18 protein-coding genes are annotated in these 23,082 nt (G+C 62.5%); 3 read left to right on the plus strand and 15 right to left on the minus strand.

The features are described from left to right. Positions 1 to 17: 17 nt before the first annotated feature. Together D8767_RS05240 and D8767_RS05245 are read left to right on the plus strand one after the other, a co-directional pair. Entirely contained in the window at positions 18 to 1,079 is a 1,062-nt protein-coding gene (locus D8767_RS05240; RefSeq protein WP_016713508.1) for an HlyD family secretion protein, read from the plus strand. Further along, entirely contained in the window at positions 1,076 to 2,527 is a 1,452-nt protein-coding gene (locus D8767_RS05245) for an efflux transporter outer membrane subunit (RefSeq protein WP_016713509.1), read from the plus strand. Before D8767_RS05240 ends, D8767_RS05245 begins: the two co-directional genes overlap by 4 nt. 129 nt (positions 2,528 to 2,656) lie before the next feature. Here the strand turns inward: D8767_RS05245 and D8767_RS05250 are convergent, their stop codons facing one another. Continuing rightward, a complete protein-coding gene (locus D8767_RS05250; RefSeq protein WP_016713510.1) occupies positions 2,657 to 3,481 on the minus strand; it encodes an SDR family oxidoreductase in 825 nt (274 codons plus the stop codon). A gap of 15 nt (positions 3,482 to 3,496) precedes the next feature. Next, on the minus strand, positions 3,497 to 3,961 hold the full coding sequence (locus D8767_RS05255) for a hypothetical protein (protein WP_016713511.1): 465 nt from the start codon (positions 3,959 to 3,961) through the stop codon (positions 3,497 to 3,499). A gap of 223 nt (positions 3,962 to 4,184) precedes the next feature. Between D8767_RS05255 and D8767_RS05260 the strand changes: the two genes are divergently transcribed. Next, positions 4,185 to 4,970 (plus strand): hypothetical protein, encoded by a 786-nt coding sequence (locus D8767_RS05260; RefSeq protein WP_016713512.1) that lies wholly within the window; start codon positions 4,185 to 4,187, stop codon positions 4,968 to 4,970. Positions 4,971 to 5,034: 64 nt separating this feature from the next. Here the strand turns inward: D8767_RS05260 and D8767_RS05265 are convergent, their stop codons facing one another. The 13 genes from D8767_RS05265 to yaaA form a co-directional block, all read right to left on the minus strand. Beyond that, complete coding sequence (locus D8767_RS05265) at positions 5,035 to 6,489, minus strand: mannose-1-phosphate guanylyltransferase/mannose-6-phosphate isomerase (RefSeq protein WP_028698625.1); 1,455 nt, start codon at positions 6,487 to 6,489, stop codon at positions 5,035 to 5,037. A gap of 35 nt (positions 6,490 to 6,524) precedes the next feature. After that, positions 6,525 to 7,172, minus strand: a complete 648-nt coding sequence (locus tag D8767_RS05270) for an alginate O-acetyltransferase AlgF (protein WP_016713514.1) — start codon at positions 7,170 to 7,172, stop codon at positions 6,525 to 6,527. A 20-nt stretch (positions 7,173 to 7,192) separates the two neighbouring features. Next, positions 7,193 to 8,350: an alginate O-acetyltransferase gene (locus D8767_RS05275; RefSeq protein ID WP_016713515.1), complete on the minus strand. Its 1,158-nt coding sequence runs from the start codon at positions 8,348 to 8,350 to the stop codon at positions 7,193 to 7,195. Between the two features lie 10 nt (positions 8,351 to 8,360). Further along, positions 8,361 to 9,818: an MBOAT family protein gene (locus D8767_RS05280; RefSeq protein ID WP_016713516.1), complete on the minus strand. Its 1,458-nt coding sequence runs from the start codon at positions 9,816 to 9,818 to the stop codon at positions 8,361 to 8,363. A 189-nt stretch (positions 9,819 to 10,007) separates the two neighbouring features. Then, positions 10,008 to 11,111, minus strand: a complete 1,104-nt coding sequence (locus D8767_RS05285; protein WP_016713517.1) for a mannuronate-specific alginate lyase — start codon at positions 11,109 to 11,111, stop codon at positions 10,008 to 10,010. 8 nt (positions 11,112 to 11,119) lie between these two features. Beyond that, positions 11,120 to 12,562, minus strand: coding sequence for an alginate O-acetyltransferase (locus D8767_RS05290; protein WP_016713518.1), 1,443 nt, complete (start codon positions 12,560 to 12,562; stop codon positions 11,120 to 11,122). Positions 12,563 to 12,575: 13 nt separating this feature from the next. Beyond that, a complete protein-coding gene (gene algG, locus D8767_RS05295) occupies positions 12,576 to 14,135 on the minus strand; it encodes a mannuronan 5-epimerase AlgG (protein ID WP_016713519.1) in 1,560 nt (519 codons plus the stop codon). 16 nt (positions 14,136 to 14,151) lie between these two features. Continuing rightward, the gene (locus D8767_RS05300; protein ID WP_016713520.1) at positions 14,152 to 15,630 is read right to left on the minus strand and encodes an alginate export family protein; all 1,479 of its coding nucleotides are present in this window, start codon (positions 15,628 to 15,630) and stop codon (positions 14,152 to 14,154) included. After that, complete coding sequence (gene algK / locus D8767_RS05305) at positions 15,627 to 17,054, minus strand: alginate biosynthesis TPR repeat lipoprotein AlgK (RefSeq protein WP_016713521.1); 1,428 nt, start codon at positions 17,052 to 17,054, stop codon at positions 15,627 to 15,629. Before algK ends, D8767_RS05300 begins: the two co-directional genes overlap by 4 nt. Positions 17,055 to 17,066: 12 nt before the next feature. Further along, positions 17,067 to 18,233 (minus strand): alginate biosynthesis protein Alg44, encoded by a 1,167-nt coding sequence (locus D8767_RS05310; protein ID WP_016713522.1) that lies wholly within the window; start codon positions 18,231 to 18,233, stop codon positions 17,067 to 17,069. A gap of 37 nt (positions 18,234 to 18,270) precedes the next feature. Further along, the gene (locus D8767_RS05315) at positions 18,271 to 19,752 is read right to left on the minus strand and encodes a glycosyltransferase family 2 protein (RefSeq protein WP_033724073.1); all 1,482 of its coding nucleotides are present in this window, start codon (positions 19,750 to 19,752) and stop codon (positions 18,271 to 18,273) included. A gap of 74 nt (positions 19,753 to 19,826) precedes the next feature. Beyond that, complete coding sequence (locus D8767_RS05320; RefSeq protein ID WP_016713524.1) at positions 19,827 to 21,143, minus strand: nucleotide sugar dehydrogenase; 1,317 nt, start codon at positions 21,141 to 21,143, stop codon at positions 19,827 to 19,829. A 1,045-nt stretch (positions 21,144 to 22,188) separates the two neighbouring features. Beyond that, a complete protein-coding gene (yaaA, locus tag D8767_RS05325) occupies positions 22,189 to 22,968 on the minus strand; it encodes a peroxide stress protein YaaA (RefSeq protein WP_016713525.1) in 780 nt (259 codons plus the stop codon). Positions 22,969 to 23,082 lie beyond the last annotated feature (114 nt).

The raw sequence follows: 23,082 nt of genomic DNA on the forward strand, positions 1-23,082 counted from the left end.
ATTCGAGAACCGCTGAAATGACTAACAACCGCAAAACCCTGTTCATTGGCTCGGCACTGGCCGTGGCCGTTCTGGCTGGCATTGTCGGCCCCTGGATGTTCGGCAGCGACCACCGCCAGAGCACCAACGATGCCTACGTCATTGCCGACTACACCGTAGTTGCGCCCAAGGTTGCAGGCTTCATCAAGGACGTGCTGGTAGAAGATAACCAGCAGGTCACGGCAGGCCAGTTGCTGGCGACCATCGACGCCCGTGACTACCAGGCCGCCCTGGATGCCGCTCAGGCCCAGTTGCTGGTGGCTCAGGCGCAAAGTGCCGATGCCCGCGCCACGCTCGAGCGCCAGGCAGCATTGATTGCCCAGGCCGAGGCGGCGGTGAAAGCGGCCCAGGCCGAAACAGCGTTCGCCGACCATGAAGTCAACCGTTATAGCCGCCTGGCCGAGCAGGGCGCCGGTACCGTGCAGAATGCCCAGCAGGCACGCAGCGGCGTCGACCAGGCCCGCGCTCGCCTGGCCAATGCCCAGGCGGCGCTGGTGGCGGCGCGCAAGCAGGTGGATATCCTTACTGCCCAGGTGGCCAGCGCCGATGGCCAGCTCAAGCGCGCTGAAGCAGGCGTGGAAAAGGCACAGCTCGACCTGTCCTACACGCGCATCACGGCGCCGGTGGACGGCATGGTCGGCGAGCGCGCCCTGCGCGTGGGCGCCTACGTCAATCCCGGCGCACGCCTGTTATCGGTGGTGCCGTTGCAGCAGGCCTATGTGGTCGGCAACTTCCAGGAAACCCAGCTGACCCATGTGCAGCCGGGGCAGCCGGTGAGTATCAGCGTTGACACCTTCTCCGGTGAAAAGCTGCAAGGCCACGTAGAGAGTATCGCGCCGGCTACCGGCTTGACCTTCGCTGCGGTCAAGCCAGACAACGCCACCGGCAACTTCACCAAGGTTGTGCAGCGCATCCCGGTGAAGATCGTGTTCGATGACGGGCAGCCGTTGCTCGCCCGCTTGCGGGTGGGCATGTCGGTGGAGGCGACCATCGATACCCGTGGCGACAAGCTGGATGGCAAAGAGGTAAGTGCACGATGAAACCTGCATTACGCTTGAGCCCCTTGGTGCTGGCCGTGTTGATGGCCGGTTGCACGATGGGCCCGGACTTCCTGCGCCCCGACAGCCAGGCACCGCAACAGTGGGCGCCACTTCAAGGCCAGGCAGCATCCAGCCAGCCGCAAGCCGAACCGCTGGAGCTGCGCTGGTGGGAAACCTTTCATGACGGACAGCTCAGCGCGTTGATCCAGCGCGTTGCCGAGCGCAACCTCGACTTACAGATGGCCAGCGCCCGCTTGCTGCAAAGCCGTGCCTTGCGCCGCACCGTGGCCGCCGATGAGGTGCCATCAGTAGACACCAACGCCGGTTACAGCCGCGCTCGTAACAGCGCCGAAGGCTTGAGCGACCCTTCCGGTAAAGCGGGTAAAGAGGCGTACAACCTTTGGCAAGGCGACCTGGTGGCCGGTTGGGAGCTGGACTTGTGGGGGCGCGTGCGGCGCCAGGTCGAGGCTGCCGATGCCACGGTCGAAGTGGCCGAGAACGACCGCCGCGGGGTGCTGCTGGCCCTGCTGTCGGAAACCGCCGGTAACTACATCCAGCTGCGAGCGGTGCAGCACACGATTGATGTGACACAGGACAACCTCAAGGTTGCCCGACACAGCCTGAAATTGTCCGAAGACCGTCAGGCCGAAGGGGTTGCCACTCGGCTCGACGTGGCTCAGGCCAGTGCCCAGGTGGCGTCGATCGAGGCTCGCCTGCCAAGCCTCGAAGCCCGGCGTGATGACCTGATCAACGCCCTCAGCCTGCTTGCCGCAGAACCACCGCGTAGCCTGCAGGCCGAGTTGCTGCAAGGCGGCGAATTACCCGCGCCGCAGCAGAAGTTTGCCATCGGCCTGCCATCCGAATTGGCCGAGCGTCGCCCGGACATCCGCCAGGCCGAATCACGCCTGCATGCCGCTACGGCCAGCATTGGCGTGGCCAAGGCTGATTTCTATCCGAGCATCCGCTTGTCGGGCAGCGTCGGTTTCCAGGCCATGCAGTTGTCTGATTTCGGCGGCTGGGATTCGCGCCGCTTTGCCTTCGGGCCACAGTTGTCGTTGCCGATCTTCGAGGGTGGCCGGCTCAAGGGCACCCTGGAACTGCGCGAGGCGCAGCAGCAGGAAGCGGCGCTGAACTACCGCAAGGTGGTGCTGGGTGCCTGGCATGAGATCGACGATGTGCTTCGCCTGTACAACGCCAGCCAGTTGCGCCGTGACCACTTGGCCGAGGCTGTGAGGCAGAACCGCATCGCCCTGGAAACCGCCCAGCGCCAGTATGTGGAAGGGGCGGTGGACTTTCTCAATGTGCTGACGGTGCAGGGGGCATTGCTGGCCAGTGAGGAGCAGTGGATCGACAGCTCGGCGGCGGTGTCCCAGGCGCTGGTGGGATTGTACAAGGCCCTGGGGGGTGGCTGGCAGGCGTTTGATGAGCAGCCGGTGAAGAAAGCATAAAAAGCGGGGCCTCTGTGCGGCCCATCGCCGGCAAGCCAGCTCCCACAGGTACAGCGCAGGCCTAGGGCCTGATGGGATCCTGTGGGAGCTGGCTTGCCGGCGATAGGGCCGGTACTGGCAACAGAAAAATCAAAGCGGGCGCAGCAGCCCAAACCGCTTGCGCAACGCCCAATCCAGCACCCGCCGCGGCAGCAACCGGGCCATCAACGGCAGCGCCGTACTGCCATTCCCCAACCGCACCACTGCGGGTACGGGTGACTTGCCAACGGCCGCCAGTACGCCTTGGGCAAACACCGCCGCCGAAGTCGGCTTGTCCTGCGAAGCCCGCGCCCGTGCCTGTACATGCTCACGCAACGGCCACCACGCAGAGTCCGCCGCCAGCACCTGGTCGGCCTGGCGCTGGGCATTGCTGGCGAATTGCGAGGCAATCGCCCCGGGTTGCACTTCCATCACCTGGATACCGAAGGGGGCCAGCTCCAGGCGCAGGGCATCGCTCAGGGCATGTACGGCGGCCTTGGACGCGCAGTACGCGCCAGCGAATGGCGTGACCAGCACGCCCGAGACACTGCCGATGTTCACCACCAGCCCGCGTGCGCGACGCAACAGCGGGAACAGTGCGCGGGTGACGCCGACCACGGCGAACACGTTGGTCTCGAACTGCTGGCTCAGGGCATCGACGCCGCCGTCGAGCAGCGGGCCCATGGCGCCGTAGCCGGCGTTGTTGACCAGCATGTCAAGGCGCCCGTGCTGCGCCTCCAGCTCATCGGCCAGGCGCTTGAGCGCTTCGCCATCGTTGACGTCCAGTTGTCGTGCAGTGAAGCCGGCGGCGGCCAGCTGTTCGACATCCTCGGGCTTGCGGGCCGTGGCCCAGACTTCATGGCCGGCATCGCGGAAGGCGTCGGCCAGGGCGCGGCCGATGCCGCTGGAACAACCAGTGATCAGGACGGTGGGCATGTAGATAGCCTTCGATTAATTGGCAAAGTTGCCTTGCAGATGTTCAGCGCGAAACTCCAGGGTCTGTGGCCGGTAACCGGAGCGCAGCGGCGGCAACGGCAAGCAGTCCTTCCACTCGGCACCTGGCTGCAGTTCACCCGGGCCACGATAGCGCGGAGCGTTGTAGCTGTTCTCCGCCAGATTGACGGTATCGCCCGGCGCGTACGCTGCCACTCGCCACCGCAGTTCGGTCAGCGGGGCATCGTTGCCGTTCTTCATGCGCACCTGCAGGGCACGGTCGGCGGGGCAGTGTTCGGGGGCATAGCTCAGGCGCAGGTCCAGGCGCGCCAGCTGCAAGGCTTCGCGGCTGTCCTGCCAAAACACCATCAGGGCCACCAGGCCCAGGCCGCAGACGGCGGCCATGGAGACGGGCAGGGCCTTGGCTGGATAGCGCAGAAGCAATACCAGCCAGGTAAGGATCAGAGCAGCGCCGATCAACATGAGTCGGTGACCTCAAGTATGCAGGTTCAGCCATCGTAGCGGTAAATGGACCGCGCTTGAAGGACAGTAATGGCCCGGGTTGCTGCAGGGCTTTACATGCTATCTACCTGGTATTTCTGTCAGTACCGACGTGCCTGTTCTCGCAGTAGCCTTGTTTGCAGCAGTCAGCTGCCCACTGCCTGGGTAGTTTGACAATACTTCAATCTTTACTGGAGATAGGGAAATGAACGCGATACACACGGATGCCAAACAATGGGCCTTCACTGGAACGATGCAGGCTACATTGTCATCGGGCACAACATTCGAAGCCAGCGCCATTGATTATCAACCAGGCTTTGGCATTCTCGCGATCGACGACAGGGCATTGAATGACGAACCCTTTATCTATATCGGTTTTCCTGAAGCAATCGGTGTGGGCAGTTTCCCCATCGAGCCTGAAGGTCAGGGCAAGATAAGGGCGTTTCTTGGCATCCAAGGTAAAGGGCCTGCAAAGAGCGGAAAGCTTGTCATCACTGAAGTGCAAGCAACTGGTGCGATCTCGGCGAAGTTCACGTTCAAGGGGGAGGATGAAAATGGCCAAGCGTTTGAGGTAACTGAGGGTGCTTTCACCATTAGCCCCTGCGTTGCGCTACAGAATAACCACCCGGTAGTCGCTGCGTCGGCATGTATCAGCCCTGCGCTTTCGGATAACGCCGGTTTTGTCGCCGATAACTTCAATGTGCGAGCCAGTAATGCAGGGCGGCGCAGTATTTTGGTTACCCAGCAAAAAGACCTGAAGGGAGGACTGTCATCGCTAGGCACTTACTTGAATATCGATAGTCAAGGGCACGGGTACGCTTTCGCGGCGGTCAATCAAGGCTTGATTGCGACCCGAGACATGATCATCACGGATTTCAGGTCTGAAGAGAATGCCCGACTGTCCTTCGATTTCAGTTATTCCTTCACGCATAACGGGACTGATTACAAGGTGAGTGATGGGCATCTCGAAATCGATTGGCGCCCCAAGTAATCATGGGCAGTGAAAAGCCCCGTACCTGAAAAGGTAACGGGGCTTTTGTCTCAAGCCTGTTTCTTTACTGGGCGATGGTCTTCACCGAAACCCCACGCTCGACCGGCGTCGATGTCCGCCCATAAACATCCTCAAAGCGCTCGATGTCATCCTCGCCCAGGTAGCTACCGGACTGCACCTCGATGATCTCCAGCGGGATCTTGCCCGGGTTGCGCAGGCGGTGGATCGAGGCAATCGGAATGTACGTCGACTGGTTCTCGGTCAGCAGGAACACGTTCTCGTCACACGTCACCTCGGCAGTACCCGACACCACGATCCAGTGCTCGGCACGGTGGTGGTGCATCTGCAGCGACAGGCTGGCGCCCGGCTTGACGGTGATGTGCTTGACCTGGAAGCGGCCGCCCATGTCCACCGAGTCGTACGAGCCCCACGGGCGATACACTTCCAGGTGGTTCTGGGTTTCCGTGCGGCCCTGTTCGTCAAGGGTCTTGACCATCTGCTTCACGCCCTGGACCTTGTCCTTGTGGGCAATCATCATGGCGTCCTTGGTCTCGACCACCACGATGTTTTCCAGGCCGATCACCGACACCAGCTTGCCGTTGCCATGGATCATGCAGTTGCGGCTGTCCTGCACCACCACGTCGCCTTTGGTGACGTTGCCATCCTCGTCCTTTTCATGCACTTCCCACAGTGACGACCAGCAGCCCACGTCGCTCCAGCCGGCCGACATCGGCACCACGCAGGCGCGTTGGGTTTTTTCCATCACCGCGTAGTCGATGGAGTTGTCCGGGCAGCAGGCGAAGGTGGCTTCGTCGATGCTCAGCACATCGCCGTCCTCCTGGCTGCGCTCCAGGGCCAGCACGCAGGTGTCATAGATGTCGCCGTCGTGCTTTTTCAGCTCTTCGAGGAAGCGGCTGGCGCGGAACAGGAACATGCCGCTGTTCCAGAAGTAGCCACCGGCCTGGACGAACTCGGCGGCGCGTTTCTCGTCGGGCTTTTCAACAAACTGGGCAACCCGCGCCACACCTTCGGGCAGCAGGGCGTCCTGGCTGGAGCGGATGTAGCCGTAGCCGGTTTCCGGCTTGGTCGCCGGCACGCCGAACAGCACCATCTCGCCACGCTCGGCGGCCACGGTGGCCAGCGCCAGTGCGCGTTGCAGGGCTTTCTGGTCATCGATCACATGGTCGGCAGGCAGTACCAGCATCAGCTCGTCACGGCCTTCGTTGACCAGCTTCATGGCGGCCATGGCCACGGCCGGCGCGGTGTTGCGGCCGAACGGCTCCATCAGGATGCCTTGGGTTTCCAGCTTCAGGGCAGCCAGTTGCTCCTGGACGATGAACTTGTGGTCCTTGTTGCAGACCACGATCGGTGTGTCCATGCCTTCGAACACCAGGCGCTCGATGGTTTGCTGGAACAGGGTGTGTTCACCGGTCAGGGCCAGGAACTGTTTAGGGAACTGCTTGCGCGACAGAGGCCACAGACGCGAACCGCTACCACCAGAAAGAATTACCGGGATCATCATGTTTCTCCAATAGTCGTTAATAGGCAGAGGGATCAGTTGCTAGCCACGGGGCGAGTTACCCACACCGGCGACAAGGCGTTGCCGGAACCCGTTACGTACAGCACTGCGGCTTCGCCGCGCTCCAGGGCGACGGGTTTCACGTCGCCCACTTTCTTGTCGCCTTGGAACAACGCCAGGTTGACCTTCACCGGGTTGATTTCACGTTCGCCACGGCCGTTGGCGGCCACCGGCTTGACCACTTCGGTCTTGCCATCGGCGGTTTTCAGGGTCAGCTGCTGGTCGCTCAGGTTCTGCACGCGCACCAGGGCTTTCTGCTTGTTCTTGAACGGCGGTTCTTCGATCAGTTGCGGGTTGCCGCTGCTGCTGTTGACCAGGGTGTAGTACTTGTCCGAGGCCAGCTTCACCGGCACGCTCTTGCCGCCGACCTGGGCGGTGTAGTCGCCGCCTGGCAGGAAGCTGAAGTCGCTGCTGGCCTGAGCGCCTACCTGTTTGATCTGGGTGTTGCCGACCGAAGCGGCAGCGGGTGCGCTGGCGGCGTTGTACAGGCGCACGAAGGTCGAACCTTTCGGCGCGCTTGGGCCATACAGGGCGGCGTCGGCACCGGCGAAGGCCTGCATCGAAGCAAGGGAAAGGCCGGCCGCGAGGGTGAGGGCTTTGGCAATGGAAGTCTTGGTAGTCATGTGCATTTCCTCTCTATCGTTCAGTGGTTCGTCCGGGTGGACGACAAGGCCAGGTTTTCTTCGGATTTACGGGTGTTCTTCAGCTGCGCGATCCACTGCGGGTCGAAGCTGCTCAAGTCGTTTTTCATGGGCAGATAACGTTCGGGGAACTCCCACACCACCACCTGGGGTGCGGCGTTCTTGAAGGCGTCGCTTTGCAGGTACTTGAGCATTGGCAGCAGCGGGCCATGGCCGTCTTCGGCGTAGTTGGCCACGTCGCTGCGCAGCGCTTGTTGCAGCGCACCAAGGAAGTTCCAGTGCGGGTTGGCGCTGTAGCTGGTGCCCACCAGCGCTACCGGGATCTCGTTGTTGGCAAATAGCGCGTCGTCGCCGTCAGCCGCTGCTTCTGCCGGGCGGGTGGTGCGTTGTTGCAGGTTGTCCGGGGTTGGCAGCAGGTTGCTGAACAGCGGGTCGAGCGGCAGGAAGTTGGTCAGGTCGCCTTTGTAGGGCGCAGTGCTGCCGGCTTCGGTCACGAAGGTTTGCGGGTCGCCGTTGAGCAGGTTCTGTCGGCTTACGGCTTCAGCCAGCGCCTGCGCTGCCACTTCGGCGCCCATCGGCGTCCAGTGGGTGTCGGTGCGCAGGAAAACCTGGCCACGGGCCTTGGCTTGTTCCATGGCCGCTTGCAGGTCGGGGGCGAACACGTTGGCCTGGCGCACCTGAGCATGGAACTGGTTGTACAGGTCGTCGTGCAGGCTGGCCGGTTGCTCCTTGCCCAGGTATTCCGAATAGATACGCGCCTTGGCTGGCACGATGGCCAGCACCAGCTGGCTGCCGTGCTGCTGCAAGGTGTCGCGTACGCCGCGGATCAGCGCCAGGTTTTCCTGCATCAGTTGCTCGGCACCGGCGGTGGGCTTGAACTCTTCGTCGCTGAACAGCCACTGGTCGCGGCCCAGCACCACACCGGGGCGGCCTTCGTTGAACAGCTTGAAGTCCAGCGCGGCCCAGAGGTTGGTGCCAAGGCGCTTGATCGGGAACTGCTCGTCGTAGTGGGTTTCGGCGGCCTTGGCCAGCTTGCCGTTGAGCACGGTCATCTGCTCGGTACGCTGGAAGCTTTGCAGGCCACCGGTGGACCACACGCCCATGCCCACCAGCAAGCCGAGGAACGACAGTGAATACGTGATGCGTAAAGTACGGTTCATGTCATCGGCCTCAGAACTGGAAGTACAGGAACGGCGAGTAGCTTTGCGCCGAGAGCTTGAGGATCGAGGCCACGAACAGCAGCAGCACCAGGGCGCGGGTCATCACCCGGGTCCAGTCCAGGCCGATCGAGCCGTCAGTGTTGACCTGCACCGGGGTCGCCTTGGGCGAAGGCTTGGCATTGCGGTAGAAGTCGCGCAGGCCGAAGAACGCCAGGGTGAGGTAGGCGATCACCAGGGTGGCCACTTGCAGGCCGGTCAGTTGGGCACGGTTGAGTTCCGACAGCTGCCAGTCGCCAAAGCTGAACATGGCGCCGTACATGCGGCCGGCCACGTGCAGGTTTTCGGCGCGGAAGATCACCCAGCCGACCACCACCAGCAGGAAGGTGAAGGCCCATTTCACCGGGTTGAAGCGCTGCGGGTTGGTGTCGATGCCCAGCGCACGCTCAATGGCCAGCCACATGCCGTGCCAGGCACCCCAGATGATGTAGGTGAAGTTGGCGCCGTGCCACAGGCCGCCCAACAGCATGGTCAGGAACAGGTTGCGGTAAGTGTTGAAGGTGCCTTTGCGGTTACCGCCCAAGGTGATGTACAGGTAGTCGCGCAGCCAGGTCGACAGGCTGATGTGCCAGCGCCGCCAGAACTCCGTGATCGACTGGCTGATGTAGGGCTGCTTGAAGTTCTCCATGAAGCGGAAGCCCATCATCAGGCCCAGGCCGATGGCCATGTCGCTGTAGCCGCTGAAGTCGAAGTACAGCTGCGCGGTGTAGGCCAGCGCGCCCAGCCAGGCGTCGCCCGTGGTCGGGTTTTGCAGGGCGAAGCAGTGGTCGGCCACCACCGCCAGGGTGTCGGCAATGAACACTTTCTTGATGAAGCCCTGCATGAAGCGGGTGCAACCTTCGGAGAACTTGTCCAGGGTGTGGGTGCGGTTGTTGAACTGGTCGACCAGGTCCTTGAAGCGCAACACGGGGCCGGCGATCAGGTGCGGGAAGATCGCCACGAACGCTGCAAAGTCGATGAGGTTGCGGGTAGCCGGGGTGTCGCCACGGTACACGTCGATGATGTAGCTGATCGACTCGAAGATGTAGAACGAGATACCGATCGGCAGCAGCACGTGGGTGAGGATGAACGGCTCCAGGCCGAACGAGCTGATGATCGCGTTCAGGCTTTCGACACCGAAGTTGGCGTACTTGAAGTAGCCAAGGATTGCCAGGTCGACGCCCACGCCCAGCAGCAGCCAGCGCTGGGCCGGCTTGGTGCGCACGCCGGCGGCTCCGACTTTAAGGCCGATCCAGTAGTTCCACAGGGTGACCCCGGCGAATAGGGCCAGGAAGTCCACCCGCCACCAGGCATAGAAGATGTAGCTGGCGACCAGCAGTAGCAGGTTGCGATAGCGTTGCCCGCTCAAGTAGTACAGGCCGAGGAAGATCGGCAAGAACAGGAACAGGAACACGTTGGACGAGAAGACCATCCCGGTTCTCCTTTTTGTTCACAGCATCCGGGGCACAGCGCCCCCCAAACCCCCCACACAAATGTGGGGGGCTACCTAGATCCCTGTAGGAGCTGGCTTGCCTGCGATGCAAGGCGAAGTCTTGCCCAGCCATTGTCGGGTCCGCTTCGCGGCCCATCGCAGGCAAGCCAGCTCCTACAGGGTTTTGCGTTACTTCTTGGTGTCTGCGCTCGGGTCATAGACCCGGGTCAGGTTGCCGCCGAGCCTGAAACTGTCGAATGGCTGCATGCCGTGCTTGCGTTCGAGCGTGTCACCCACGCACTGGTACAGCGCGCACCACGGTTCGAGCCAGGCGTACTTGCTGTCGACCTTGAGGTCTTTCATGTCTTGCTTTTCGCCTGCGCGTTCCGCGAAGTGCTTAGGATCGCGAGCGCCGTACAGCACGCCTTCCCCCAGGCGCTGCAGGGCAAAGTTGTTTTCGCTGCGCAGGTCCACACCGTTGGCCTTGGCAAAGCTGGCGATCATCGCCAGCGGTGGCAGGGCGTAGTTGTGGTAGGCCAGGGCGCGCTGCTTGCGCTTGATCTCGTTGGGCAAGAAGCCCTGCTCGTCGACCTGGTTGGCGCCGATCTTGTATTCCTTCACGGCCCAGTCGAACAGGTCGCGGCGGTTGGTCGCCACCGAGGTGGCCATGACTGACCAGGCGGCCCAGTAGCTGTGGTTGTTGATCTTCGCCAGCGGCAGGTTGCTCCAATCGCGCACGGTTTGCTCTGCAAGGCGGGCGAACCATTTTTCGATCAGCTCGGCCTCGGCCTGGTGCGCGGCCAGCGGCTGCGAGTTGGAGAACTTCAGGCGCAGCCAAGAACCACTCATGCTGCCCAACGCCCATTTGCGCATGGATTTGCCGGTGTGGTTGTAGTCGGTGGACATCAGCGCATCGGCACGCGCCCAGGTGCCCAACCAGGTCAGGGCGCAGTCGAGTTGTGCCGGGCGTCCGTCGCGCATGTACTGGTTGACCATCTTGGCCACGCCACGCTCCAGGGTGGTGATGTCCTTGGTGGAATCGCGGAAGGCCTGCTCTGAATCCTCGTTGAGGGTTGCCCGGGCACTGTCCGAACCTTCGTACTTGCTGCGGAACTGCAGCGCACCGGTGTACGGCTTGGGCGTTGCTTCGCAGCGGAAGTTACCGTCGCCGGTCTTGAGCTTTTCGATCCCCTCGTAGTACCCCTGGGGGGGTACCAGCGCGGCGTGCGCGGCCCCCCCGAACAGGGCCAGCGCGAGCAGGGCGGGGCGGAAGATTCGCTTGAAGGTGGTCATGGGTCGCCTCACTGGCCGGCCTGCGCGGTTTGCGCGGGCACGGCGAAGTTGTTGCGTTTGCAGAGCTTGGCTTCGACTTTCTGGGTGCCGCTTTCCGGGCCTTGCACCTCGAAGGCCAGCAGGCTCTGGCTGGCCCAGTCCTCGTCTTCACGCATCTGGAAGACAAAGCGGCCGTCGGTGTCGGAGGTTTCCGGTTTTTCCAGCTTGATGTCTTCGTGGCGGCCGTTGAGGTACCACAGGGTGGCCTGCAATACCTTCACCGACGGGTCTTCGAACTTCACGTCCATCTGCAGGTTGCGGTTGATCAGGTCTTTGATCACGCCGCCCTTGCCGTTGACCATCAGCTCGTTCTTGCCGGGCTTGAGGGTGGTGCTGGCGCTCATTAGCGCCGGGCGGTCGTCGCAGCCGTTGTCGAGCAGGCCGAGGATTTGCCGCCAGATGGTTTCCTGGTCCAGGCGGTACAGCGGGGAGAACTCCCAGATCAGGATCTTCGGCGGGTTCTTCTGGAATTCCTCGCTGCCCAGGTACTGGATCATCGAACCTTCCAGGCCTCCGCCGGGGAAGGCGACGTTGAGCACGTCGGCACCGATGTACTGTTCGAGGAAGCCCGAGAAGTTGTAGTTCTTGCCACTGTGGCTGGTGCCGACCAGGGTGATCTGCGCGTTGCCACTGTCACCGAACAGGTCGTCGCCACCGCCGCTGGAGCCTTTCGGCTCGGTAGCGAACTGGTCCATGTACTGCACTGCATAGCTGGTGCCGCAGAGCTGGCCGGCGACGTTGTGCAGGGTGCCGGTCTTGCCCATGCGCCCGGATTTTTTCGTTTCGAATTCCTTGCGCGGGATGCCTTCGAAGGCCGGCATGTGGTGCACGGTGTCGGCCACGATCTTGGCCGCGCGCTCGGCGCCGTAAGGTGTCCAGTGCTGGTCGCCACGGAAGTAGAAGTCCTTGCCCTGGTCGGCGGCGGCCAGCTGTTCGTTGGTCAGCGGCGACAGGTCGGGCACGTTGTAGCCCATGCTTGCAAAGCGCTTGAGCATGGCCTGGTAGTTGCCCAGCGCCTTCTGGTAATCGAAGGCAGCTTTCTCGGCCGGGTTGAGCATGTTGCGGTTCACCAGGCCACGGGTCGGCTGGTAGACCACCACCAGTTCCACGCCGCGCTTCTTGAACGCGTCGTGCACCTGCTGCAGGCGTTTGTAGCCGGCCGGGGTGGTGTTGAACTCGGTGCGCAGGTCTTCGCGGGTACGGAAAAGCCAGTCCCCTTTGGCCTGCACCAGCGTGGTGAAGTTTTGCTGGTAACGGGTGGTGTAGCGGCTGGCGTCATGCGCTTCAGGGCACAGCTGGCAGCACGGCTCGGCGGTGAAGGTGGGGGCCTTCACGTCGTCGGCGCGCACGCCCTGGCTGATCGCCAGAAGGGCGGCGGACAGGCCCAGCAGTTTCATCAGGTGTGGGGTCATGGTCTGGGCTTCCTTAATCGATCATTTCGGTCTGGCGTTCGACCGGGTCGATCAGCACAGCCTTTTGCTGGCGTACCAGCAGGTCGAGGATTTCGTCCTGGCGTTCGCCCAGGATGCCGTTGAGGCTGATACCGCTGGCCTTGCGCGGGGCGAGCATCGAAACCTTGTACAGCTCGACCGACAGCGGCGAGTCGATCGACAGCGGGCCGGAGCCGTTGGCCGTCAGCTCACCGCCCACCAGGATCAGCGACACCTTGGTGTCGAACGGGTCCAGGGCGATATCGCGGTCGGTGTCGGACAGGTCTTTGATGTGGCCGTACACGCCCACCAGGCCGTTGGCCATGGCGATGTTTTCGTACAGGCGGATGTTCACGCTGTTACGCACGCGGATGCCGTGGCGGCGGTTGTTGATCAGCTTGTTGCCCCAGATCAGGTTGTCGCCGCTTTCGTACAGGGTGATGCCGTCGGTGTGGTTGCGGTAGATCTCGTTGTAGGCGATCAGGTTGTTGACGCTGTTACGGTCGATCACCACACCCGAGAGCTTGTTGTCGTAGCTCTTGTTGTTGATGATCCAGCTGTCGTTCACCTCACGCGAAACGATGATGCCGTGCTTCTTCTTGGTGCCGTACACCGTGTTGCCGGCGATGATCAGGCGGTGCGAGCGGTCGTGCGGGTCGATGCCGTAGACGATGTTGTCGCGGTAGGTGCTGTCCTTCACCACGAAGTCCTGGGTTTCGTAGCAATAGAAGCCGTACCACATGTCGCTGAACTCAGAGCCGATGATCCAGCCGGTGGGTTCCGGTCGGCCCATGCGCTTGGCCATGTTCGGCGTGTACTGCGAGATGCTCACACCGTACGATTTGGACTTGGCGTAGCCGAAGCTGGCCATCTTCGTATTGACGATGTAGGTCTCGGTACCGCCCCACGACAGCAGGAACGGGCGGAATTCCTTGGGCGAGCGGAAGGTCGCCGGGCCGTTGTCCTTCTCGCGCCAGCCGGTCACCTGGGTGTCGGTGACGAACAGCTTGCCGTCGTTGACCAGGAACGAACCGCCCTCCTGGGACAGGCGCAACTGCTTGACCTTGCCGTCGATCTCGAGGATGCCCTTTTGCCCGACCACAATTGGCAGGCGCGCCAGGTACACGCCCGGCTCGACTTCGCTGAGGTACTGCTTGGGCACCTTCTTGCTCAGCTCCACCAGATCGACATGGCCGTCATCGACGAAAATCGCCTGGGGTATACCGTGCTGGCGTTGCACCCACTCGGCCGCCTTGTTGTCGCCGCCGACGAACTCCTTGAGGGTGTCCTCCTGGAACATGCGGCGCAGGCTGACCTTGCCCTTGTGGCTGCGGTCGATCTTCTTCTGCACCGCCTCGGCGGTGAAGCCGGTCAGGTCGGGCAGCTTTGGCGGGTCCATCTGCAGCGGCTCGATTGGCGCGCTGGCCACGGTATAGGTCTTGGCCTGCTGCAGTTCCTTGGCAATCACCTGGGGTTCTGCGGCGGCGACCAGGCCGCTGGCCAGCAGCAAGGCGCTGGCCAACAGGCTGTGACGTAAGTGCGGGTGAAGGTTCATCAGGTTTCTCCCGGCCTCAGAATCGCCAGATCACGTCGACGAAGGCGCGGTGCATGTACGAGTCCGCTTCCTTGCCATAGGCGTCGCCCGGCTTGAACACACCGGCGCGCAGGCGCACCAGGGCGGACGGTTCGTCGATGGCCTGGCTCATGGAGGCTGGCAGCAGGCCTTGCTTGAAGTACTTGGTCACAACCACGTCCATTTCCTGGCCAAGGTCTTTTTCACCGTCGACCAGCTGGCGGCTGACGCCGTTGTCGTCGACGGCGGCATTGATGCCGCTGGAGCCGATGTTCTGGTTGCCGTCGACACGCCAGAACTTGTGGTAGATCAGGCTGGCGTCGTAGTCGTCGCGCAGCTGCCAGGAGGCGAACAGGGTGGCGGCCTGCAGGTTGCCCAGCTCGCCACGGAATGCCTCACCGAAGCGGTGCACGCGCGAGCGGGTGCCGGTGAAGTTGGAGCGGTTGCTCTCAAGGCCGGTTTGCTCGAAGTTGTTCGAACCGTCGTCGCCACCGCCGCCGCTGCCACGGGCATAGGCCGCACCGACCTGCCATTGCGGGTCCAGGCGCAGGCGGATGCCGAGGTCGGTGGCCCAGGCGTTGACGTCGCCGCTCTGCTTGCCAGTGGCAACCTGCTCGTCGCCGACGGCCTGGCTGCTGAGAGTGTCGCGGTCACCGGTCAGCCAGGTGACGCTGCCCCAGTAGTTGACGGTGTGGTCGTTGCGCCAGTTGTAGGCGTCGCTGTTGGCTTCCAGGCCCAGCCAGGTCAGGTCGCCGGTGCGGGTCTTGTCCAGTGCGTCGACGGTTTCACCCGGTTTTTTCAGGCTGCCGCTGTCGTGGGTGTGATGGGCGCGCACGCCTACCCAGTGGCCAGGGGTCCACTGTGTGGCAACGTTGCCGTAGATGTGGGTGCGGTCCTTGTCTTCCGGGGCCAGCTCGGTGAGGTCGGTGCGGTATTCGCTGAAGCGCTGGGCCACGCCCAGGTCGGCCTTGAGCAGGGTGGTGTCGAAGGTCCAGTTCAGTGCTTCGATGTTGGTGTCGCGCCACATGCCATCGTCGCTGCGCAGGCGCTGGCGACCGAGGCGCAGTTGCTCGCCGGGGTAAGCGGTGAGGCCGCTGTAGCCCACCCAGAACTCGCGCATGGCCAGGTAGCTTTTGTCTGGCTGGCGGCTGTCGTCACCGGTGTCGGTGGTGGTGCCGTCGTCGTTCTGGCGCAGGGTGTCGGTTTCGATGGTGTCGGTGGCGGCGACAGCCTGGCCCATGGCGTAGGCGCTCCAGTTGCCGCGCTCGCCGTATACCCACGGGCGCAGGTCCAGGCCCAGGCCGTTGACGTCGCCGCCAGGGCGGGTGCCCAGGTCGCGGTCGTCTTCCGACTGGCCGGTGATTTTCACGTCCAGGCCAAAGTTTTTCTCAGCGGTCATTTCCGCCAGGGTCGGGCAGGACCACAGCAGGGCGAAGCTCAGGCCGATGCCAGCTTTCACGAAGGGATTGAGCGTCATAGCGAGTCCTCACCGTCTACTTCTTTTTCGTCGTCTTGCAGGGCTTCGAGTGCCAGGGTGCTGTTCGCGCCCTGGGCCATGCTGCCGCGTGCCTGCTTCTCTTGCGCCAGCAGTTGCTGGGCCTGGCTACGTTGGTCAGGCGTGAGTTGCTGGTCGAGTTGCTGCAAGAGTTCGCTCGATTGCGGCGTCGGGTTGACCTGCGACAGCTGGGCGAACACCCAGGCGTTGCCCGGTTGCGGGCGGATGCCGTGGCCTTCGCTGAACAGCTGGGCCAGGGCATAGTCGGCGCTGTTCTGCCCGCCACGGGCGGCGGTCAGCAGGTGGTCGACGGCTTTCTGCGGCTCGACGTTGCCCAAGTAGCCACGGCGGTACAGCTGGCCCAGGTAGTAATGGGCGCTGATCTCGCCTGCGTCGGCGGCAGCCTGCAGGTGCTGCTCGGCCTTTTTGGCGTCGGCTGGCAGGGTCTTGCCTTCGTAGTACAGGCGGCCCAGCAGCAGTTCGGCGCGAGGCTGTTCGGCTTCGCGGCCCTTGTCGATGTAGGCCAGCAACTGGTCGGTGTCGCCCAGTTCGGGGAAGTCGTACACCAGTTGCGCCAGGCTGACCCAGGACGCCGGGTTCGTCGGGGCCACCTGCTCAAGCAGGTCCTTGGCGGTTTTCTCGTCGGTCTGGCCCAGGCTGCGGTCAGCCAGCACACGGGCAACGCTGTCGACCCGGGTGGCCGGCACTGCGCCACGGGCGTAGGCGGCTTTGAGCTGCGCGAGCAGGTCGGCCTGCTGGTCGGCCTGGCCACGCTTCTGGTATACGGTGGCCAATTCGACGTAGCAGATGTCGGTGGTGTTCAGGGCGGCCTTGCAGATGTTCTCCACCTCGCCCAGGTGCTGGTCGTAGGTGCCCTGGGTGCGGTACAGCAGCACCTGGGCCAAGCCTGCTTCCGGGTTGCCGGCGGCGCGCCATTGGTCGATCTGCTGTTGTGCGTTGACCTTGGGGAAGCTCTGCGGGTAGCTGAGGTAGAGCATCGCCAGCGGGATCAGGGTATTGCTTTCGCCTTGACGGGCCGCTTGCTTGAGCAGGGTTTCGGCTTCTTCGCGTTCGGCCTGGGTGCTGTCGGGCTTGGCCACCAGCAGGCGACCAAGGCGTGCCTGGGCACGGGGCGACGTGGCAGCTGCGGCGCGGTAGGTGGCCTCGGCTTCCTTGATTTGCGACGGGTCGCGGGTGGCCACCTTGATGTCGGCCAGGCCCACTTGCGCTTCGCTGTAGCCCAGGTCGGCCAGGGCCTTGTAGTTGCGCTCGGCCAAGGCGGTGTCACCGCGTTTCATGGCTTCGTTGGCCAGGCGCTGGTCGGGCAGGCCGGCACAGCCGGCCAAGGTGATGGCGGCAGCCAGGGCACACAGGCCCAGGCTTGCGCTCTTCTTGTAGGGAATCATGCTGTGATCCTCTTACAGCCCACGGGCCACGGCTTTGTCGATCAGCCAGTTCAGCGATGGGCCACGGTCGCTGTTGACCGCAGCCGGGCGGCCGGCCAGTTCGGCGGGCAGGCCGCTGTCAGGCTTGATCTGCACGCGAATGTCGGAGGCGAGGTCGTCGCTGTTGAGGCTGGCGCTGCTGACGATCTGGCCGGTGCGCACTTCGTCTTCTCCGGCCACCTGGAAGTTGACCCGGGTGCCTGGCTTGACCTCGTCGAACTGGCGGTAGCTGAAGCGGGCTTCGACCATGGGCGTGGTGGTGCGCGGGATCAGCTGGAAAATCGGCTGGCCTTTGGCGGCATACTGGCCGTCGTCCACCAGTTGGCGGGCGACCACGCAATCGCAGGGGCTGGTTAGGGTGCCGGACAGCTGCTTGCCGAACAGCTCTTCGATCTTCGCCGGCTCCAGCTGCGAGTCGTCCAGATTGCCCTTGAGCATGTCCAGCATGCTCGTGGTGAAGCTGGCCAATGGCGCGCCCTTGGCGATCTGCCCACCGCCCTCGACCAGGCTGCTCACGGTGCCGTCGCGTGGCATGGTGATGGTGGTGGTCGGTACCGCGACCACACCGGCTTCGGCATGGCTGACGAAATACATGCCGTACAACGACTTGGCGACAAAGCCGAAAGCCGCGACGCCGACCACGAATACCCCGAGGGTGACGGTGACTGCCTTGAACCGGCCGAATGCGCTCAGGCCGGAGCCGCCGTCTTTTTGCTTACGCGCCTTGGTGAAGTTGTCACGTTGCAGGGTGCTGAGCACGTCGCCGATGCTGATCAGCTCACCGGACAGGTGGCTGGTGATGATGTGCCGCAGCGTGGCGATGTCGCGGGGTTCAAGGTTCTGGAACTGGGCACCGGTACGGCCGCTGCTCGGGTTGTACGAGCGCACCTGGAACTCGATGTCGATCGACAGGCCCAGGTTGTCGACCACGAACTGCAGGCGCCCGCGCAGTACATCGCCCACCGACAGTGGCTGCTTGGTGTGGAAGCTCAGGCCGCCGGCAGAAAGGTCGTCGACCTTCACTTCGTGGGTTTGGCGCTGGGCGTCCAGGAAACGCAGCTTGGCGGGAATGCGCACCCGGGCGTGTTGGCGCTGGGCTTCGGACTCATGCACGACATTGACGTTCACGGCGGTATTCATGGTGGTTTGTTCCTGTTAGATCCGATCCGGGTTGGGCTCACACGACCATGAACAGCACAGCAACGAAGATGCTGGCCGCCGAGAAGGTCATGGTCCGCGAGGACCAGGTGTTGAACCATTGTTGAAAGCTGGCGAGGTCACGCTTGAGGGCAGTGGGCTGACGCGTCCACGACTGCTTGTCGAGGCGGAAGAACACGTAGATCTTCATCAGCGCGCCGATGATCTGGTTGTAATAGAGAATCAGCGGGTAGGCCGGGCCCACGTTGTGGCCGGAGCACAGCAGCATGACGGTGAGGATCAGGCGGGTGATGCCGATCCACAGCAGGTACACCAGCAGGAAGGCCAGGCCGAACTTGAGGCTGGCGATCACCGCCACGGTCAGCCCCAGCAGGCTGGTCCACATCGACACGCGCTGGTCGAACAGCACGATGCTGGTGAACAGCCCGAGGCGGCCAAGGCCCAGGCCCAGCGCACGGGAGTTCTGCCGCAGGTTATTGCCGTACCAGCGGTACATCAGCTTGCGGCTCGCCTTGAAGAAACTTTTCTCCGGCGGGTGCTCGACCGTGTTGATGGCGGCGTCCGGCACGTAGAAGGTGTCGTAGCCCAGACGCATGAGGCTGAACCAGCTGGACTTGTCGTCACCGGTGAGGAACTTGAAGCGGCCCAGGCGCCAGTGCATCAGCGAGTCGCTTTCGACGTCGGCAATGAACTCAGGGTTGGTCACCACGCTGGCGCGGAACATCGACATGCGCCCGGTCATGGTCAGCACGCGCTTGCTCAGCGCCATGGAGCACATGTTGATGTGGCGCTGGGCGAAGCGCAGCTTGTGCCACTCGCTCATGATGTAGCCGCCGCGTACTTCGCAGAACTCGTTGGTGGTCAGGCCGCCGACGTTGGGGAACAGCTTGAACCACGGCACGGTCTTGCGGACCACGCCATCGGCCAGCACGGTGTCGCCGTCGATCACCGCCACCACGGCGTTTTCGTCCGGCAGCATGCGCGAGATGGCGCGGAAGCCGTAGGCCAGGCCATCGCGCTTGCCGGTGCCGGCAATGCGCACGATGTCCAGCTTCACATGGGCTGGCGGGTTGTATTTGGCCCACAGGCTTTTCACCAGCAGTTCATCCGACATTTCCACCAGCGAGCAAACCACGGTGGTGGGGAAGCCGCAGTTGATCGCCTCGCGGATCACCGAGCTGTACACCTGGGCGGTGGTCAGGGCTTCGATGCGAAAGCTGGTCACCATCAGGTACACATGCGACGGGTCGGTGGCATCGCCCATCTTCTGCACTTTGCGGCGCAGGTACGGGTACACGCCGTAGAGGAAGATCATGCCGCGGATGAAATGGGTGGCGCCCATGGAATAGCGCCAGATGCCGACTGCGCCGACCAGGAAGATGAAGTGCTTCGACTGCGAGTCGAAGATATCGGCTGGCAGGGCCAGGGCGATCAGCATGAGCAGGCTCATGTAGAGCAGCCACCCGGCGCACTGCAACAGCACGGTCTGGAGCCTTTGCATGTTCAGCATCCGTCGAAAATTCGGGGGAGAGTGGGCAGCGGAAGTGGGGAGGCTTCCGCTGCCCGGCCAGGCACTTACCAGCAGATGCCTTCAGTGCGGCTGGTGGTGCAGGTCGGCTTGCTCATGAAGCCGACCAGATCGATCACCTGCTTGCCGGCTGGCGCTTGTTGGGCCAGCGCACGGAACTGCTCGTCACGGTTCCCGAGCACGATGATGTCGGCGTTGTCGATCACCTGCTGGAAGTCGGCGTTGAGCAGCGACGACACGTGCGGGATCTTCGACTCGATGTAGTCCTTGTTGGCACCGTGTACGCGGGCGTACTGGACGTTCTCGTCGTAGATGTCCAGCTGGTAGCCCTTGCCGATCAGGCGCTCGGCCAGCTCTACCAGCGGGCTTTCGCGCAGGTCGTCGGTGCCGGCTTTGAAGCTCAGGCCCAGCAGGGCGACCTTGCGCTTGTCGTGGGCTTCGATCAGTTCGAAGGCGTTCTGCACCTGCGATTCGTTGCTGCGCATCAGCGAGTCGAGCAGCGGTGCGCGTACGTCGAGGCTGGCGGCACGGTAGGTGAGGGCGCGCACGTCCTTGGGCAGGCACGAGCCGCCGAAGGCGAAGCCAGGGCGCATGTAGTACTGGGAGAGGTTCAGTACGGTGTCCTGGCAGACCACGTCCATCACTTCACGGCCATCCACACCGACGGCCTTGGCGATGTTGCCGATTTCGTTGGCGAAGGTGACCTTGGTGGCGTGCCACACGTTGCAGGTGTACTTGATCATCTCGGCCACTTCGATCGGCTTGCGGATCACCGGGGCGTCGAGTTCTTCGTACAGGGCCTGCAGGATGTCGCCGCTGGCGCTGTCCAGTTCGCCGATGACGGTCATTGGTGGCTGGTCGTAGTCCTTGATCGCGGTGCTTTCACGCAGGAATTCCGGGTTGACCGCCACGCCGAAGTCGACGCCGGCCTTTTTGCCCGAGCAGTCTTCGAGAATCGGAATGACCACATTCTTGACGGTGCCTGGCAGCACGGTGCTGCGCACCACGATGGTATGGCGGCGGGTGGTGTCACGCAGCACGTAGCCGATTTCGCGGCACACCGACTCGATGTACTCCAGGCCCAGGTCGCCGTTTTTCTTGCTGGGGGTACCCACGCAAATCATCGACACGTCGCTGGCACGGATGGCTTCGGCGAAGTCAGTGGTACCGCGCAGGCGGCCATTGGCGATGCCCTGTTGCAGCAGTGCTTCCAGGCCAGGTTCGACGATGGGCGACTTGCCCTGGTTGATCAGGTCGATCTTGGTGCTGGACACGTCCACACCGATCACTTCATGGCCTCGCGCCGTCAGGCAGCCTGCACAGACTGCACCCACATAACCCAAACCAAAGATGCTGATACGCATCGCTATCACCTCATGTGTTTATCACGCCGACGCTTACCAGAAGTGCCGGCCGGGTTGATTAACAACAGTTTTCGGGCGCACGGATCCATGGCGAATGCACACTTCGCCGAGCGCAGGCAAAATAAATCCGGAGCGCAAAAAGTTATGCACTCAAAGTTGGCAGTAAAAAGCCATCAATTAAAAAACGTGCCCTGAAATGCAGCCGTCTTTATTGCAATGCGCTACTTGGCGCCTTGCTGTGCTTGTTTTTTCAAGTGGAAAAATCCTTTGAAATCAACCACTAGGACGATTTTTAAGGGACGCTTCTCTCCTGCATGGACAGGGTTCCGGGGTTTCCGTGATACCTGTCGAAGTTATCAAGGCAGGTAGTGGATACCTGCCCGTTTCATCTGTAAGTCATCTCTCACAACCCGGAGGCAGGAAATGCGTTACGGCACTATGAGCGGCAGGTCGCAGGAGAAGTTCCGGAGTGGGTTTCGCCCGAATGAAAGATTTCTAAATATTTTTTCAGTGGCGGACAGTTTCAATTTGATAGCACACAAGTGTTTGGTCCCCGTGTATAAAGGACGAAACTGTTGCTAGATGTTTTTATGCCAGCATCGAAAAATTTTTTCAAAAAACGTCAAAAAAGCTATGAGTGGTCTTATGGCGTTTTGCGATAAGGGCAGGTGTGGTGGTTTTTTGGCGTCAAAAATATGTTTATTGAGGGTGGTTGGTAGAGCATTCGAGGGGAGCGCAGGGGCATGTCTTGAGAGGGGCTTCGCCTATGAGATCGAGCGCCGCCCGCGCGGCGCTTCGCGGGGCAAGCCCGCTCCCACATTTGTTGCAACGTGGCCACGCCTGTGGAAGAGGCGTTGCCGGCCTTGGCGCAAGGTTTGAGACAAGTGGGGCTGCAGCAATGCCAACTCAGAAATCCAGCCAGCCGAACAAGGCGGACAACCATGGCCTGTCAGGTTCGGCACGTTGCAACAAATGTGGGAGCGGGCTTGCCCCGCGAAGCGCCGCGCGGGCGGCGCTCGATCTCAAGAGCTGCGCAAATGCCGGATCAATCGCCCGGGTGATCGCGCAAAAACACCAGATGATCAGCCTTGGACTGCTCGGCACTGTAGTAGTACCCCTGCACATCAAACTGCTTGAGCTGCTCCGGGTCGCTGATGCGTTGCTGGATAACAAAGCGGCTCATCATGCCGCGGGCTTTCTTGGCGTAGAAGCTGATGATCTTGTACTGGCCGTTCTTCAGGTCCTTGAAGTCGACGTTGATCACCCGGGCCTTCAATGCGCTGCGTTTCACCGCACTGAAGTACTCGTTGCTGGCCAGGTTCAGCAGCACGTCATCACCCTGCTCGGCCAGGGCCTGGTTCAGCCATTCGCTGATGCGTGTGCCCCAGAAGGCGTACAGGTCCTTGCCGCGGGCGTTGGCCAGCTTGGTGCCCATTTCCAGGCGGTAGGGCTGCATCAGGTCGAGCGGGCGCAGCAGGCCGTAGAGGCCCGAGAGCATGCGCAGGTGGTTTTGCGCATAGCTGAAGTCGTCTTCACCCAGGCCCTCGGCGTCGAGGCCGGTGTATACGTCACCCTTGAACGCCAGCAGCGCCTGCTTGGCATTGGCCGGGGTGAAGTCCGGGGTCCAGCTGCCGAAGCGGGCGGCGTTAAGGCCGGCCAGCTTGTCGGACAGGTGCATCAGTTCGCTGATCTGCGCTGGCGACAGTTCGCGCAGCTGCTGGATCAGTTCCTGAGAGTCGTCCAGGTACTGGGGCAGGGTGAAACGCTCGGTCACAGGCTTGGTGTCGTAATCGAGGGTCTTGGCGGGGGAAATCACCGTCAGCATCGGGTCGGCTCCTGGCATCGTTGGCCGTGGATTCTACGGGGTGGGCGGTGCAAGTCCAAACTATGGCGACGATAGTCACAGACCATGGGGCGGTGCAGGCGCTATAGTTCGCGT

The organism is Pseudomonas sp. LTGT-11-2Z (assembly GCF_003691445.1).
GTDB classification, from domain to species: Bacteria; Pseudomonadota; Gammaproteobacteria; order Pseudomonadales; family Pseudomonadaceae; genus Aquipseudomonas; species Aquipseudomonas monteilii.

What these genes read in the sequence shown, in the direction of transcription:
- D8767_RS05240 (WP_016713508.1), top strand. Translation starts at nt 18, where the DNA reads ATGACTAACAACCGCAAAACCCTGTTCATTGGCTCGGCACTGGCCGTG.
- D8767_RS05245 (WP_016713509.1), top strand. Translation starts at nt 1,076, where the DNA reads ATGAAACCTGCATTACGCTTGAGCCCCTTGGTGCTGGCCGTGTTGATG.
- D8767_RS05250 (WP_016713510.1), bottom strand. Translation starts at nt 3,481, where the DNA reads ATGCCCACCGTCCTGATCACTGGTTGTTCCAGCGGCATCGGCCGCGCC.
- D8767_RS05255 (WP_016713511.1), bottom strand. Translation starts at nt 3,961, where the DNA reads ATGTTGATCGGCGCTGCTCTGATCCTTACCTGGCTGGTATTGCTTCTG.
- D8767_RS05260 (WP_016713512.1), top strand. Translation starts at nt 4,185, where the DNA reads ATGAACGCGATACACACGGATGCCAAACAATGGGCCTTCACTGGAACG.
- D8767_RS05265 (WP_028698625.1), bottom strand. Translation starts at nt 6,489, where the DNA reads ATGATCCCGGTAATTCTTTCTGGTGGTAGCGGTTCGCGTCTGTGGCCT.
- D8767_RS05270 (WP_016713514.1), bottom strand. Translation starts at nt 7,172, where the DNA reads ATGACTACCAAGACTTCCATTGCCAAAGCCCTCACCCTCGCGGCCGGC.
- D8767_RS05275 (WP_016713515.1), bottom strand. Translation starts at nt 8,350, where the DNA reads ATGAACCGTACTTTACGCATCACGTATTCACTGTCGTTCCTCGGCTTG.
- D8767_RS05280 (WP_016713516.1), bottom strand. Translation starts at nt 9,818, where the DNA reads ATGGTCTTCTCGTCCAACGTGTTCCTGTTCCTGTTCTTGCCGATCTTC.
- D8767_RS05285 (WP_016713517.1), bottom strand. Translation starts at nt 11,111, where the DNA reads ATGACCACCTTCAAGCGAATCTTCCGCCCCGCCCTGCTCGCGCTGGCC.
- D8767_RS05290 (WP_016713518.1), bottom strand. Translation starts at nt 12,562, where the DNA reads ATGACCCCACACCTGATGAAACTGCTGGGCCTGTCCGCCGCCCTTCTG.
- algG (WP_016713519.1), bottom strand. Translation starts at nt 14,135, where the DNA reads ATGAACCTTCACCCGCACTTACGTCACAGCCTGTTGGCCAGCGCCTTG.
- D8767_RS05300 (WP_016713520.1), bottom strand. Translation starts at nt 15,630, where the DNA reads ATGACGCTCAATCCCTTCGTGAAAGCTGGCATCGGCCTGAGCTTCGCC.
- algK (WP_016713521.1), bottom strand. Translation starts at nt 17,054, where the DNA reads ATGATTCCCTACAAGAAGAGCGCAAGCCTGGGCCTGTGTGCCCTGGCT.
- D8767_RS05310 (WP_016713522.1), bottom strand. Translation starts at nt 18,233, where the DNA reads ATGAATACCGCCGTGAACGTCAATGTCGTGCATGAGTCCGAAGCCCAG.
- D8767_RS05315 (WP_033724073.1), bottom strand. Translation starts at nt 19,752, where the DNA reads ATGCAAAGGCTCCAGACCGTGCTGTTGCAGTGCGCCGGGTGGCTGCTC.
- D8767_RS05320 (WP_016713524.1), bottom strand. Translation starts at nt 21,143, where the DNA reads ATGCGTATCAGCATCTTTGGTTTGGGTTATGTGGGTGCAGTCTGTGCA.
- yaaA (WP_016713525.1), bottom strand. Translation starts at nt 22,968, where the DNA reads ATGCTGACGGTGATTTCCCCCGCCAAGACCCTCGATTACGACACCAAG.